Source organism: Aeromicrobium massiliense JC14 (assembly GCF_000312105.1).
GTDB lineage: Bacteria > Actinomycetota > Actinomycetes > Propionibacteriales > Nocardioidaceae > Aeromicrobium > Aeromicrobium massiliense.
Window position 1 is genome coordinate 131301 of sequence record NZ_HE978636.1, and the last position, 14235, is coordinate 145535.

The 14235-nt window shown below is 72.2% G+C and carries 13 protein-coding genes; 8 read left to right on the forward strand and 5 right to left on the reverse strand.

The window, feature by feature from the left end:
* The first annotated feature begins 41 nt into the window (after positions 1–41).
* Positions 42–1862 (forward strand): SigE family RNA polymerase sigma factor, encoded by a 1821-nt coding sequence (locus HGAM_RS17030; protein WP_019143538.1) that lies wholly within the window; start codon positions 42–44, stop codon positions 1860–1862.
* Positions 1863–1943: 81 nt separating this feature from the next.
* Here the strand turns inward: HGAM_RS17030 and sucD are convergent, their stop codons facing one another.
* Together sucD and sucC are read right to left on the reverse strand one after the other, a co-directional pair.
* Positions 1944–2840, reverse strand: a complete 897-nt coding sequence (gene sucD, locus HGAM_RS00650) for a succinate--CoA ligase subunit alpha (protein ID WP_019143539.1) — start codon at positions 2838–2840, stop codon at positions 1944–1946.
* A 10-nt stretch (positions 2841–2850) separates the two neighbouring features.
* The gene (gene sucC, locus HGAM_RS00655) at positions 2851–4017 is read right to left on the reverse strand and encodes an ADP-forming succinate--CoA ligase subunit beta (RefSeq protein ID WP_038951446.1); all 1167 of its coding nucleotides are present in this window, start codon (positions 4015–4017) and stop codon (positions 2851–2853) included.
* Between the two features lie 151 nt (positions 4018–4168).
* On the opposite strand from sucC, the gene HGAM_RS17035 reads away from it, so the two are divergent.
* The 3 genes from HGAM_RS17035 (at position 4169) to HGAM_RS17045 (ending at position 7107) form a co-directional block, all read left to right on the forward strand.
* Positions 4169–5026 (forward strand): alpha/beta fold hydrolase, encoded by an 858-nt coding sequence (locus HGAM_RS17035; protein ID WP_019143541.1) that lies wholly within the window; start codon positions 4169–4171, stop codon positions 5024–5026.
* A 155-nt stretch (positions 5027–5181) separates the two neighbouring features.
* Entirely contained in the window at positions 5182–5961 is a 780-nt protein-coding gene (locus tag HGAM_RS17040; RefSeq protein WP_019143542.1) for a M23 family metallopeptidase, read from the forward strand.
* 189 nt (positions 5962–6150) lie between these two features.
* Positions 6151–7107, forward strand: a complete 957-nt coding sequence (locus tag HGAM_RS17045) for a hypothetical protein (RefSeq protein ID WP_147543449.1) — start codon at positions 6151–6153, stop codon at positions 7105–7107.
* Positions 7108–7182: 75 nt separating this feature from the next.
* Here HGAM_RS17045 and pcrA read toward each other — a convergent pair whose 3' ends face one another.
* Complete coding sequence (gene pcrA / locus HGAM_RS00675; protein ID WP_019143544.1) at positions 7183–9528, reverse strand: DNA helicase PcrA; 2346 nt, start codon at positions 9526–9528, stop codon at positions 7183–7185.
* Between the two features lie 74 nt (positions 9529–9602).
* Here pcrA and HGAM_RS00680 point away from each other — a divergent pair, with 74 nt between their 5' ends.
* A complete protein-coding gene (locus HGAM_RS00680) occupies positions 9603–9953 on the forward strand; it encodes a GntR family transcriptional regulator (RefSeq protein WP_019143545.1) in 351 nt (116 codons plus the stop codon).
* Positions 9950–10384, forward strand: a complete 435-nt coding sequence (locus tag HGAM_RS17050) for a GNAT family N-acetyltransferase (protein ID WP_147543450.1) — start codon at positions 9950–9952, stop codon at positions 10382–10384. The genes HGAM_RS00680 and HGAM_RS17050 overlap by 4 nt, the downstream gene beginning before the upstream one ends.
* A 6-nt stretch (positions 10385–10390) precedes the next feature.
* Here the strand turns inward: HGAM_RS17050 and zwf are convergent, their stop codons facing one another.
* Together zwf and HGAM_RS00695 are read right to left on the reverse strand one after the other, a co-directional pair.
* The gene (zwf, locus tag HGAM_RS00690; RefSeq protein WP_019143547.1) at positions 10391–11827 is read right to left on the reverse strand and encodes a glucose-6-phosphate dehydrogenase; all 1437 of its coding nucleotides are present in this window, start codon (positions 11825–11827) and stop codon (positions 10391–10393) included.
* Positions 11828–11863: 36 nt separating this feature from the next.
* Positions 11864–12475, reverse strand: a complete 612-nt coding sequence (locus HGAM_RS00695; protein ID WP_172636407.1) for a TetR/AcrR family transcriptional regulator — start codon at positions 12473–12475, stop codon at positions 11864–11866.
* 53 nt (positions 12476–12528) lie between these two features.
* Here HGAM_RS00695 and HGAM_RS17055 point away from each other — a divergent pair, with 53 nt between their 5' ends.
* Positions 12529–13533, forward strand: coding sequence for an ABC-2 transporter permease (locus tag HGAM_RS17055; RefSeq protein ID WP_019143549.1), 1005 nt, complete (start codon positions 12529–12531; stop codon positions 13531–13533).
* Positions 13520–14235: hypothetical protein (locus tag HGAM_RS20495; protein WP_390622748.1), on the forward strand; the 716-nt coding region annotated here is incomplete at its 3' end. The genes HGAM_RS17055 and HGAM_RS20495, both read left to right, overlap by 14 nt.

Sequence of the window (14235 nt, forward strand, 5' to 3'; positions counted from 1 at the left end):
CCGCTCCTCGCAGAAACGCCGATCCCCCCGGAGGCTGATCCATGACTCGCGTCGACGAGTTCAACAGCTTCTACGCGGCGACCGCCGAACAGACGCTGCGCGTCATGTACGCCTCCACCGGCGACCGCCAGGTCGCGCTGGAGAGCACCGTGAGCGCCTACCGCCACGCGTGGCGCGACTGGTCCAAGGTCCGCGGAAGCGACCCGCTGGGCTACGTGCGCGGCGAGGCCTGGCGGTCCGTCGGCCTGAGCCGCGGCACGCACCCGCTGCGCAAGCGGCACGAGGACGACAGCGACACCGCCCTGCTGGACGCCCTGCTCGACCTGCCCGTCGACGAGCGTCGGCTCGTCGTGCTCATGACGCTCGGCGACATCGACCTCGACGACGCCGCCCGCGAGGTCGGCGTCACCGCCGAGGAGGGCATCGAGGGCGCCACGAACGCGCTCGCCGCCCTCGAGCAGTCCCTCGGCCAGGGCATCGAGCAGCTCGAGTCGCGCCTGCAGGCGCTCGGCAGCGTCACCTCCGGCCTCGAGCTGCCCGAGGCCCGCCTGCTGCGCACCCGCGCCCGGCGCAGCGAGCGGCGCAACGCCGTCGCCCTCGTCGCGGTGGCCGTGCTCGCGGTCGTCCTCGGCGGCTTCACCGCCACCGACGCCGCCGACCCCATGGCCCGCAACGTCGACGTCCCGCAGCGCGAGAAGCTCAGCGCGGAGTCCCCCATGCAGACCCTCGACGCCCGTGAGGTCGACGAGGACGACCTGCTGACGTCCGAGCAGGTCTCGCGGCTCAACCCGACGGCCACGTGGTCGGTCAGCGGCACCGACACGAACCCGGACAACCGCGAGCCCTACTCCACCTGCCCGATCGACAGGTTCGCCAACCCCGACCCCGAGCGGGTCTTCGTGCGCACCTACACGACCGGTGGGCAGTCCGGCGAGCGCGTCGCCGAGGCGATCGAGGTCTCGCGCAGCCGCAAGGCGGCCACGGCGGCGTACCGCACCCTGGTGTCCTGGTACGCCGACTGCACCCACCCGCGCGTGCAGCTGCTCGACTCGTACACGGTCGACCGTCCGTTCGGTGACTTCACGATCCTGCGCCTGCGCAGCTACCGCGACCCGGAGAAGACGTTCACCGTCGGCCTGAGCAGCTCCGGCACCGTGACCAGCGTCGTCGTGCACGAGGTGATGGGGGCGAAGGCGCCGGCCATCGAGACCTTCGCCCAGACGCTCAACGACGCCGTGCTGCGCGTGTGCATCGACAGCGGCGGCACCTGCACCACCGACCTGCAGGTGCAGCGCACCGTCCCGCCCGCCACGTCCACCGCCCCGGCCTTCCTGGGCATCGTCGACCTGCCGCCGGTCGGCGCCGTCGACAAGGTGTGGGCCGGGACGCCCCCCACCGTCGCGAAGGACGACCCGGCGGCGACCCCGTGCGAGGTGCGCAAGAGCTCGCGCAAGTCCGGCAAGGTCGTCGGTTCTCGGGTGTTCCTCATCCCCGAGGCCAAGGAGCAGCTGCCGGCGCAGTTCGCCGTCTCGCAGACCCTCGTCCGGCTGTCGGACGAGAAGGCGGCCCGCCGCCTGGTCGACGACTCCGAGGACCTCATGAACGCGTGCGCGCGCGACAACCTCGCCGCGACGATCTCGCAGGCCGGCAAGGCCCGCACCGACGACCAGCGTCAGCGCACCTGGCGGATGGTCTTCGAGGTCAGCAAGAAGCAGAAGGTGCAGTACCGCACAGGACTGGTGCAGCGCGGCCGGTACGTCTCGCAGGTGACGCTCACGTCGTCACGCGACGTCGACATCCCGCGCCCGGTGTTCGAGGCACTCATCGAGCGCGCCGGACAGCGGCTCGCCCACGCTCGCTGAGCGAGCGCGCACCCGGACCGCGTCACCCGGGACGACGAAGGGCCCCACCGCCGAGGCGGTGGGGCCCTTCGCGTCAGTGCGTCAGAGCGACTGCAGGATCTCGCGCATCAGGGCGGCGGTCTCGGACGGCGTCTTGCCGACCTTCACGCCGGCGGCCTCGAGGGCCTCCTTCTTGCCCTGGGCCGTGCCCGCACCGTCGGAGACGATGGCGCCGGCGTGACCCATCGTCTTGCCCTCGGGAGCGGTGAAGCCCGCGACGTAGCCGACGACCGGCTTGGTGACGTGCGCCTGGATGTAGGCCGCAGCCTTCTCCTCCGCGTCGCCGCCGATCTCGCCGATCATGACGATCGCCTTGGTCTCGGGGTCGTTCTCGAACGCCTCGAGCGCGTCGATGTGCGTCGTGCCGATGATCGGGTCGCCGCCGATGCCGATGGCGGTCGAGAAGCCGAACTCGCGCAGCTCGAACATCATCTGGTAGGTCAGCGTGCCCGACTTCGACACCAGGCCGATCGGGCCCTTGCCGGCGATGTTGGCCGGCGTGATGCCGGCCAGCGCCTCGCCCGGCGTGATGATGCCGGGGCAGTTCGGGCCGATGATGCGGGTCTTCTTGCCCTGCGCGTAGGCCCAGAACTCCGCGGAGTCCTGCACCGGCACGCCCTCGGTGATGATGACGAGCAGACCGATCTCGGCGTCGATCGCCTCGATGACGGCGTCCTTGGTGAACGCCGGCGGGACGAACGCGACCGACACGTCGGCGCCGGTCTTCTCGATCGCCTCGGCGACCGAGCCGAACACGGGCAGCTCGACCTCGTTGCCCGAGGCGTCGGTGTGGGTGACGGTCGTGCCGGCCTTGCGGGCGTTGACGCCGCCCACGATGTCCGTGCCGGCCGCGAGCATGCGGGCGGTGTGCTTGGAGCCCTCGCCGCCGGTGATGCCCTGGACGATGACCTTGGAGTCCTTGGTCAGGAAGATCGACATGTCAGCCCCTTCAGCCGTTCGCCAGCTCGGCGGCCTTGTCGGCCGCACCGTCCATGGTGTCCACCTGCGTCACGAGCGGGTGGTTCAGCTCGTTGAGGATCGCGCGACCCTCGTCGACGTTGTTGCCGTCCAGACGGACGACCAGCGGCTTGGACGCCTCGTCACCGAGCAGCTCGAGGGCGCCCTTGATGCCGTTGGCGACCGCGTCGCAGGAGGTGATGCCACCGAAGACGTTGACGAAGACGCTCTTCACCTGCGGGTCGTGCAGGATGACGTCCAGGCCGTTGGCCATGACCTCGGCCGACGCTCCGCCGCCGATGTCCAGGAAGTTGGCCGGCTTGACGTTGCCGTGCTTCTCGCCGGCGTACGCCACGACGTCCAGGGTGCTCATGACCAGGCCGGCGCCGTTGCCGATGATGCCGACCTCGCCGTCCAGCTTGACGTAGTTGAGCCCCTTCGCCTTGGCCTTGGCCTCGAGCGGGTCCGCCTCCTCGTGGATGACGAAGTCCTCGTGCTCGTGGTGACGCACCTCGGACGCGTTGTCGTCCAGCGACACCTTGCCGTCCAGCGCCTCCAGCTTGTCGCCCTCCAGGCGCGCGAGCGGGTTCACCTCGACGAGCGTGGCGTCCTCCTCGACGAAGACCTTCCACAGCGCCTGGATCATCGTGACGGCCTGGTCGGCCAGCTCGGCCGGGAACTTGGCGTCGGCGACGATCTCGCGGGCCTTGGCCTCGTCGACACCGGTGCCGGCGTCGATGGGGATCTGGCGGACGGCCTCGGGGTTGGTCTTCGCGACCTCCTCGATCTCGACACCGCCCTCGACGCTCGCGATGCACAGGTAGCTGCGGTTGGAGCGGTCGAGCAGGAAGGAGAAGTAGTACTCCTCGACCGGCGGGGTCGCCGGCGTGACCAGGACACGGTTGACCGTGAGGCCCTTGATCTCCATGCCCAGGATGTTCGACGCGTGCTCGTAGGCCTCGTCGGCGGTCTTGGCGAGCTTGACGCCGCCCGCCTTGCCACGGCCTCCGGCCTTGACCTGCGCCTTGATGACGGTGACGCCGCCCAGCTGCTCGGCGGCAGCCTTGGCCTCGTCCGCCGTCTGCACAACGACGCCGAGGGTCGTCGCCACGCCATGCTTCGCGAAGAGCTCCTTCGCCTGGTACTCCATCAAATCCACGGTGATGTCCGTCCTTTGGTCGAAACGCCCAGGTGGCTGACCCGACGGCCAGAAATGGGCCTCCGCGACTGTAACGCCTGGATGACGGGGGACGCGCGTCAGGTGGGTCACAGGCGAGCGTCCGCACCGCGGCCGTGCCAGGGTGTACGGCATGGCTGACGGCTCGAGCCGGGTGCGATCCGGCGACGTGTTGCTCGACGTGCGGGTGCGCGGCACCGGCCCCGCCGTCGTGCTGGTGCACGGCTTCCCCGACACCCAGGGCGTGTGGGACGACGTGGCGGCACGGCTGGCCGCCGACCACACGGTGGTCACCTACGACGTCCGCGGGGCGGGCTGCTCCACCGCTCCCCCGCGCCACGACGGGTACCGGCGCGAGCGCCTGGTCGACGACCTGGTCGCCGTGCTGGACGCGACCGTCCCCGACCACCCGGTGCACCTGGTCGGGCACGACTGGGGCTCGGTGCAGCTGTGGGAGGCGGTGCTCACCGAGGCCGACGACCCGCGCCTGCGCGGCCGGCTGGCGTCCTTCACCTCGATCAGCGGCCCGCCGATCGACCTGCTGGGCCACTACTTCCGGCACAACGTGCGGCGGCGACGGCTCGGCCGCGTCCTGGACCAGGCCCGGCGCTCCTGGTACATCGGCGCGTTCCAGGTGCCGCTGGTGCCCGAGCTCGTCCTGTCGGCGGGGCCGGGCCTCGCCCGGTCGGCGATCGAGCGGCTCGAGGACGTCCGGTTCGGGCCGACCTTCGTGACCGACGTGCGGCACGGCATCAACCTGTACCGGCAGAACGTCGGGCTGCCCGCGCGGGGGCTGCGGCGCACGTCCGTCCCGGTGCGCCTGGTCGTGCCGCTGCGCGACCGCTACCTCTCGCCGGCGCTGTACGAGGACCTGCCTGCCATGGTCGAGCGGCTGTCGCGCGTCGACGTCGACGCCGGGCACTGGGTCGTGCGGCACGAGGCCGAGACCGTCGCCCGCACCGTGGCCGAGCACGTCCGGGCGCACACCTGAGCGTTTCCGGCCGGCTGTGAGTCTTTCCACACGAGGGCCCGGATTCCCGCGGGGCAGCCGCCTGCTGTCCACCGGATGGTTGAAAGTGGTTTCGGTTTGACCGCTCGGTCGGCTATGGTCGATCCGGTCCTGCTGGCCCCCCGAAAGGTTCCTGAGTGAGCTCGTCCGCCCCGAAGCGCCGCGCCGACGTCCGTGAGAACGACCGTCGCAGCACCGGCCCCGGAAAGCGTGCTGCGCGACCCCAGCGCAGCGCGTGGCAGAAGCTCCTCCCGTCCCCCGCGATGGCCGGCGCGCTCGCGCTGATCACCGCCGGCGTCGGCTCGGTGGCCTACTCCTCGCAGACCGACTCGCCGTTCCCGCAGAACAGCTACACGGCGATCTCCCAGACCTACGCGGACGACACCGACGCCAACGTCGACGTCAGCCGCAGCGCCGACCGGCGCGTCTCGGCCGAGCAGGCCGCGGCCCAGGTGGCGCAGCAGCAGAGCCAGATCCGCGAAGCCGTCCAGGCCCGCGCCGACGACCTCGCGCTGAACCGCTGGGTCCTGCCGGTCACCGGCTACCGCATCACCGCCCGCTTCGGCCAGTCCAGCGGCCTGTGGTCCAGCGGCCGCCACACCGGCCTGGACTTCGCCGGCCCGTCGGGCTCGACCATCGTCTCGGTCGCCGCGGGCACCGTGAAGTCGTCCGGCTACGCCGGCGCCTACGGCAACAAGACCGAGATCGTCCTGGAGGACGGCACCGAGATCTGGTACTGCCACCAGAGCCGCGTGGTCGTCGAGCCGGGCGACCAGGTCGCCGCCGGTGACGTGATCGGCTACACCGGCTCCACCGGCAACGTGACCGGCCCGCACCTGCACCTCGAGGTCCACCCCGGTGGCGGCGGCGCGGTCGACCCCTTCGCCGCGCTCCAGGAGCACGACGTCAACCCGTAAGTCACCGCTTCTTCGCCGAAGGCCCCGAGCACCCGCTCGGGGCCTTCGCCGTTCCCCGACCACCTCACCCGAGCCTGGCTCCCCCGCGAAGTGTGAAGCTATCGACCGCCTTCCCGCCGGAGGCGGTGCATGGCTTCACACTTCGCGGCAGCGCGTCCACAGGTGCGTCATCGACGTCAGCCATGCCCGGTGCCGGACGCGCACGCTGGGCGCATGCTCGATCGCCGAGATCCCACGACTTCGCTCACCGGACGTGCCTTCACGACCGCCACGGCGCGAGACCACGGAGTCACCGACCGGATGCTGCGCAGCGCGCGGTTCGTCCGCCTCCACCCCAGGGTGTGGCGTCTGGGCGCCACCGAGCTGACGCCACGGCTCCAGCTGGAGGCCGCGGTGCTCGCGGCGCCGGGCCGCGCGGTACTCAGCCACGTGACCGCCCTCGACTGGCTGCTGGGGACCGACCGCCTCGCCGCCGTCGTGCACCTGTCCACCGACAGCACCGCGCAGACCGTCCTCCAGGGCGTGCGCCTGCACCGCCGACGTCACGCTCTCGCCCCGCGTCCCGTGCGAGGCATCGCCTGCCTCGGACCGGAACGCACGTTCGTCGACTGTGCGACCGTCCTGGGACTGCGCCGGCTCGTCCGCGCCGGTGACGCCCTTTCCAGAGCCGGCCTGACCACGCCGGCTCGGCTCGTCCGGTATGCCGACGAGCATCACCTGGACGGCGTGATCCGCGCGAGGGAAGCCGCCCACCTGGTGCGGCCGCGCGTCGACTCGCCACGCGAGACGGACGTCCGACTGCTGATCGTCGCCGCCGGTCTCCCGGAGCCGGAGACGAACGTCGAGCTGCTGGACGACCGTGGGCAGTGGGTGGCGCGCGGCGACCTGGTCCTGCCCGCATGGCGCGTCGTCGTGGAGCACGACGGCTGGGTCCACGAGCGCGACGCCGTGCAGCGACAGAAGGATCATCTGCGCCGCGAGCGCATCCACGCGGCCGGCTGGACCCTGGTGGTGATCACCGTGGCTGACTTCGAACGTCCGGCCAGCATCGCCTGGCGGGCGCACGCCGCGCTGGTCGCGCGTGGCTACCGCGGCCCGCGCCCTTCATTCGGATCCCTCTGGGCGCGCGTCCGCCGCGATATGTGAAGAAACCGACCGCCAGACCGGCCTCCGCGGTTCTTTTCTTCACACATCTCGGTGGAACCGGGCTGGGGTGAGGGGCTAGAGCTTCTGGACGGGGGCGTAGCGGAGCAGGAGCCGCTTGACGCCCTGGGAGCCGAAGTCGACGGTGGCGACGGACTTCTCGGCCGCACCCTCGACGGAGACGACGCTGCCCATGCCGAAGCTGTCGTGCGTGACGCGGTCGCCGGGCGACAGCGACACGATCGGGCCGGCCGCCTTCTTCTTCTGCCGCGCGGCCACCGTGGACGAGCGGAAGGACGCCGCGGGCTGCGAGGGCGTCCACTGCGTCGGCGCCGAGCCGGTGCGCCGCCAGTCGACCAGGTTCTCGGGCACCTCGTCGAGGAAGCGCGAGGCCGGGTTGTAGGACGGCGCGCCCCAGGCCGAGCGCACCGTGGCCCGGGTCAGGTAGAGCCGCTGGCGGGCCCGGGTGATGCCCACGTACGCCAGCCGGCGCTCCTCCTCGAGCTCGGTGTTGTCGCCCAGCGAGCGCATGTGCGGGAAGACGCCGTCCTCCATGCCGGTGAGGAAGACGACCGGGAACTCCAGGCCCTTGGCGGTGTGCAGCGTCATGAGCGTCACGACGCCCTCGCCGGACTCGGGCAGCTGGTCGGCGTCGGCCACCAGCGCGACCTGCTCCAGGAACGCCGGCAGCGAGCCGGGCGTCAGGTCGGCCTCGCGGTCGGCGGCGGCGACCTCGTCGTCGTCGGACTCCTCGCCCTCGCCCTCGTCGTCGCCGAGCGTGGCGGCACCGACGACGAACTCGCGGGCCACGGCCACGAGCTCGGCCAGGTTCTCGACCCTGGTCTCGTCCTGCGGGTCGGTGCTGCCCTCCAGCGTCGACAGGTAGCCCGACCGCGTCAGGGCGGCCTCGAGCACCTCGTCGGCCGGGGTGCCGTCGGCGGCCATGACGCGCAGCCCCTCGAGCACCTCGGCGAACTGGCGGATGGCGTTGACCGAGCGCGTGGCCAGGTCGGGCACCTCGTCGACGCGCTGCATGGCGTCCCAGAAGCTCGTGCCCTCGCGGGCGGCGAAGCGCTCGAGCGCCGCCTCGGCGCGGTCGCCGATGCCGCGCTTGGGCTCGTTCAGCACGCGGCGCAGCGAGACCGTGTCGCGCGGGTTCACCAGCACGCGGACGTAGGCCAGGGCGTCCTTGACCTCCTTGCGCTCGTAGAAGCGCACGCCGCCGACGACGCGGTAGGGCAGGCCGACGCGGATGAACACCTCCTCGAACACGCGCGACTGGGCATTGGTGCGGTAGAACACCGCGACGTCCTGCGGGCCGGCGAGCTTCTCGTCGGTGAGCCGGTCGATCTCGTCGGCGACGAACTGGGCCTCGTCGCGCTCGTCGTCGCCGACGTAGCCGACGATCTTCTCGCCGTCGCCCTCGGCCGACCACAGCTTCTTGTCCTTGCGGCCGTCGTTGCGGCTGATGACCGCGTTGGCCGCCGACAGGATGGTCTGGGTGGAGCGGTAGTTCTGCTCGAGCAGCACGGTGTCGGCGTTCGGGAAGTCCTGCTCGAACTCCATGATGTTGCGGATGTCGGCGCCGCGGAAGGCGTAGATCGACTGGTCGGAGTCGCCGACGACCATGAGGTCGGACTGCTCGTCGCACAGCTCGCGGATGAGCTGGTACTGGGCGTGGTTGGTGTCCTGGTACTCGTCGACGAGCACGTGGCGGAAGCGCCGGCGGTAGGACTCGCGGACGTCCGGCCACGCCTGGAACAGGTGCACCGTGTTCATGATCAGGTCGTCGAAGTCCATGGCGTTGGCCGCCTGGAGCCGCTGCTGGTAGAGCGCGTACGCCTCGGCGTACGTCTCCTCGGTGGGCGTGGTCGCCCGGCTGCGCGCGCTCTCGTGGTCGACCAGCTCGTTCTTGAGGTTCGAGACGTGGTTGAGCACCGCGCGCGGGTTGACCTTCTTGGGGTCGAGCTCCATGTCGCGGCAGACCAGCGTCATGAGCCGGCGCGCGTCGGCGGCATCGTAGATGGTGAACGAGGACGTGTAGCCGAACTTCGTCGCCTCGCGGCGCAGGATGCGCACGCAGGCGGAGTGGAAGGTCGAGACCCACATCATGCGGGCCTTGCCGCCGACCAGGTCGGCGACGCGCTCGCGCATCTCGGCCGCCGCCTTGTTGGTGAACGTGATGGCCAGGATGGACCCGGGGTGCGCACCACGGGCCGCGATGAGCCACGCGATGCGGCGGGTGAGCACGCGGGTCTTGCCCGACCCGGCGCCCGCGACCACGAGCAGCGGCCCGCCGACGTGGCCGACGGCCGCCCGCTGGGCGTCGTTGAGCCCGTCGAGCAGGGTCTCGGAACGGGCGCGACGCGGCTCGGCGGCGTCGGCGCGGGGGGTCTGCTGGGGCACGGGGAACGGCAGGGTCATGGCATCCCCAGCCTACGGGCCCGTGCCGACAGCCCGAACCCGGCGCGCTCCCCCGCACCTGCGACGATCGGGCGATGATCCAGGTCGACGTCCACGACTCCGAGCCGCCCTTCGAGCAGGTGCGCCGACAGGTCGCCGCGCAGGCCGCGGACGGCACGCTCGCCGCCGGTCACCGGCTGCCCACCGTCCGGGCGCTGGCCGAGGAGCTGGGTCTGGCCGCCAACACCGTCGCGAAGGCCTACAAGGCGCTGGAGGCCGACGGCGTCATCGAGACCCACGGCCGGCGCGGGACGTTCGTGGCCGCGCCGGGCCTGGGCGACGCCGACGCCACCGCCGCGGCCCGCGAGTACGCCGCCGGCCAGCGGCGCCGCGGCCTGTCGCGCGAGGAGGCGCTCCGCCTGGTCGAGCAGGAGTGGTCGCGGTGACGTCCGTGCGCCGGGCCGGCGAGGCCGACTTCGACGCCCTGACCGACGTCTGGCAGCGCGCCGTCACCACGACCCACACGTTCCTGACGACCGACGACGTCGCCGTCATGCGTCCGCACGTGCGCGACGGCCTGCTGCCGTCCATGGACGTCTGGGCGGTCGTCGACGACGACGGCGCGCCCGTCGCGTTCGTGGGTGCGCACGACGACCACGTCCGCCTGCTCTACGTCGACCCCGCCTGGCACGGCCAGGGGCTGGGCACGCGGCTGCTCGACGTCGCCCAGGGCGACCGGCCGTCGCTGCGCGTCACCGTCTACGCCCGCAACACCGCGGGCCTGGCGTTCTACCGCTCGCGCGGCTTCGCCGAGACCGGACGCGGGTCCGACGACCTGGGCGCCGGACCGCTGGAGACGGTCGACCTCCAGCGCTGACGCGGCCTAGGACGCGTGCTCGTCCGGCGCGCGCCAGGTGCGCTCGAACGGCAGCCGCCACGCGCGCGGGGCGATGAGCTGGTGGATGGAGTTCGGTCCCCACGAGCCCTGCTGGTAGGGCCGCACCGGCGGCATGTCGTCCAGCAGCGGCTGGGAGACCTCCCACAGCCGCTCGATGCCCTCGGCGGTCGTGAACAGCGTCCGCTCGCCGCGCATCGCGTCGTGGATGAGCCGCTCGTAGGCCTCCAGCACCGCGCCCGCGCGCTCGGTCTCCTGGATCGCGAACTGCATCGAGAGCTTGTCCAGCTTCATGCCCGGGCCGGGCCGCTTGCCGTAGAACGACAGCGACAGCCTTGAGGAGTCGGCCAGGTCGAACGTGAGGTGGTCCGGGCCCTGCAGGCCGACGCCCGAGCCGGCCGGGAACATCGACTTGGGCGGCTCGCGGAAGGCGATGGAGATGATCCGCGCCCCCTCGGCCAGCTTCTTGCCCGTGCGCAGGTAGAACGGGACGCCCGCCCACCGCCAGTTGTCGATCTCGGCCTTGAGCGCGATGAACGTCTCGGTGTCGGAGTCGGGGTCGACGCCCGGCTCGTCGCGGTAGCCCTGGTACTGGCCGCGGACCACCTGGTCGGTGCGCAGCGGCAGCATCGAGCGGAAGACTTTGTTCTTCTCCTCGCTGATGGCCTCGGAGTCGAGCGCCGTGGGCGGCTCCATCGCCATGAACGCCAGGATCTGGAACAGGTGCGTGACCACCATGTCGCGGAACGCCCCGGTGCCCTCGTAGAACCCGGAACGTCCCTCGAGCCCGAGCGTCTCGGGGACGTCGATCTGGACGTGCTCGATGAACGTGCGGTTCCAGATCGGCTCGAACAGGCCGTTGGCGAACCGGAAGGCCAGGATGTTGAGCGCCGCCTCCTTGCCCAGGAAGTGGTCGATGCGGAAGATCTGCTCCTCGTCGAAGACCTGGTGCAGCTCGGCGTTGAGCCGCTTGGCGCTCTCCAGGTCGGTGCCGAACGGCTTCTCCATGATCACCCGCGAGCGCTCCACGAGACCGGCGGCGTCGAGCGTGTGGACGACGTCGAGCGCCGCCCTGGGCGGGACGCTCAGGTAGTGCAGGCGCCGGGGCGTGCCGCCCAGCTCGGCCTCGAGCTCGGCGGCGACGGCGGCCAGCCGCTCGGGACCGTGGCTGGTGTTGACGTAGCGCAGCCGGCGGACGAAGTCGGCCCACGAGTCGTCGGTGACGTCGCGGCTGCTGTGCTCGCGGCACGCCTTCTGCGCCAGGGCCCGGAAGCCCTCGTCGTCCAGGTCGTCCAGGGAGGCGCCGATGATGCGGACGTCCCCGACCAGGCCGGAGCGCACGAGGTGGAGCATGCCCGGCAGCAGCTTGCGCCGCGCCAGGTCGCCGGTGGCTCCGAAGAGCACGATGAGGTGGGGCTCGTTCACCCGCCCAGGCTAGGGCCGCGGGAGCGTCGCGGCAGGTCAGCCACGCGGGTGCGTGCTCGCCGACACCACCCGCGTCATGAGCCGCACGGTGGGCGTGTCGTCGTGGTGCAGCAGCCGGTCGTCCGCCGTGCCGACGTAGGCCGCCACGAGGTCGCGCGTCAGCTCGTCCACGCCGTCGGGGGCCACGAGCCCGGCCGCCTCGAGCGCCCGGGTGACGGTGGGCACGAGCGCGTCGACGAGCTCGGCCCGCTCGGCCCGCTGGACGTCGGCCAGGGCGGGGTCGCGCAGGGCGGCCAGCGAGAGCTCCGCGCCGAGGACGTGCCAGGCGCGGTCGACCGGCAGCCGCTCGAGCACGACCGCGATGACGTCGGCGGGCGAGGGCGCGCGGTCACCGGCGGTCATCGTGCCGACGGCCTCGCGCACGGTCTCGATCGCCAGGCCGGCGCGGCGGTCGTGGACGGCGACGAGCAGCTCGTCCAGCGACGCGAAGTTCGAGTAGAACGCCCCGCGGGTGAAGCCGGCCCGTTCGCAGACCTGCTCGATGGAGGTGCCGTGCATGCCGCGGGCGACGAACAGCTCCTCGGCGGCCTCGACCAGGCGGGCGCGGGTCTGTGATCGTCGCCTCGTCGCCGGGGGTGTGCTGTCCACGTCCATCAGGATACACTCTGTATTGAATACGAATCGTATCGAAAGAGGAAGCCGTGTCCGAGCCGTCCACCATCGCGTCCCTGCGCCGCCCCGCCCTGCTGCTGGTCGGGGTGCTGCTGGTCCAGCTCGCGTTCATCGCCAGCTACGTCGGCGCCTTCCACTCCCCCGACCCGCGCGACGTCCCGGTCGCCGTGGTCGCCCCGGCCGGGGCCCCCGCCGACACCGCGCGCGACACCGCCCGCAGCCTCGACGCGCTCGAGGGCCACCCGCTCGACGCGAGCGTCGCGAAGGACGAGGCCACCGCCCGCGACCAGCTGCACGAGCGCGAGGTCGCCGGGGTGCTGCTGCTCGGCCGGGACGGCGACGAGCTGCTCGTCGCCAGCGCCGACGGCGCCGCACAGTCGCAGGCGGTCGAGACCGTCGTCGGGCAGGTCTCCGAGGCCCGCCAGCGCGCGCTCACCACGACCGACGTGATCGCGGCCGGCGAGGGCGACGCGCGCGGGCTCAGCGCCTTCTACCTGGCCGTCGGCTGGGTCGTCGGCGGCTACCTGGCCGCGTCCGTGCTCGGCATCACCGCCGGGACGCGCCTGCCGAGCCTGCGCCGCGCCGGCGTCCGCATCGCCGGCATGGTCGGCTACTCGCTGCTCTCCGGCATCGGCGGCGCCTGGGTCGCCGGGCCGTGGCTCGGCGCGCTCGACCACGGGTTCTGGTCGCTGGCCGGCTTCGGCTCGCTCCTCGTGCTGGCCGTCGGCATGGCGACCCTCGCGCTCGAGACCTGGCTGGGCCTGGTCGGCATCGCCGCCGCGATCGTCCTGTTCGTGGTGCTCGGCAACCCCAGCGCGGGAGGCGCGTATCCCGCGTCGCTGCTGCCGCCGCTCTTCGGCATGATCGGCCCGTGGCTGCCACCGGGAGCAGGGACCAGCGCGATCCGCGGCATCGTCTACTTCGACGGCGCCGGGGTCGGGCACTCGGTGCTCGTCCTGGGCCTGTGGCTGGCCGCCGGTCTCGCGCTCGTGCTCGCCGGCACCTGGGCGGGTCGCGCCCGTGACGACGCCTGACGTCAGCGCCCACCCGCTCGTCCGCCGCCACCCCTGGTGGACGGCGGGCGTGGTGGGCCTCGTCGTCGTCCTGGTCGTGGTGCTCGTCTGGCGGCCGTGGCAGGGCGACGACCGGCCCCGGCTCAACACCACCGCCTGCCAGCCGTTCGAGCTGCCGACGTCCCTCGAGGGACTCAACGACGTCACCGAGGGATACCGCTCCCAGCAGGGCTTCCGCGGTGGCGACGTGGGCGCGAGCGTCCGGCTGCAGGACGGTCGCACGCTGTACGTCTTCGGCGACACCCTGCGCGGTCCCGACTACCCGGGCGACCGCTTCGTCCGCAACTCCATGCTCGTGTTCGGGCCCGGCTGCGCGGGGCTGGTCGAGCACCCCGACCACGGCGCGCTGATCCCCGATCGCGAGGACGGCGTGGGCTACTGGCCGATGTCGGTCGCCGCGGTGCCGCGCGAGGGCTACGACCTCGTGGGCGTGATGGCCCAGCGCGTCCGCTCCACCGGCGGCGCGCAGAGCCAGGACTTCGAGAACCTCGGCCCGGCGGTCGCCGTCTTCCGGGTCGACCGCAGCGGCACCCCGCAGCTGCAGGCGGTGACCGACCTGGGCCCCGACCGGGCCGTCCGCACGCGTCCGACCTGGGGAGCCGCGGCCGCCGTCGTCGGCGACCGGGTCTACCTCTACGGCACCGCCAACCCCGAGGACCCGAT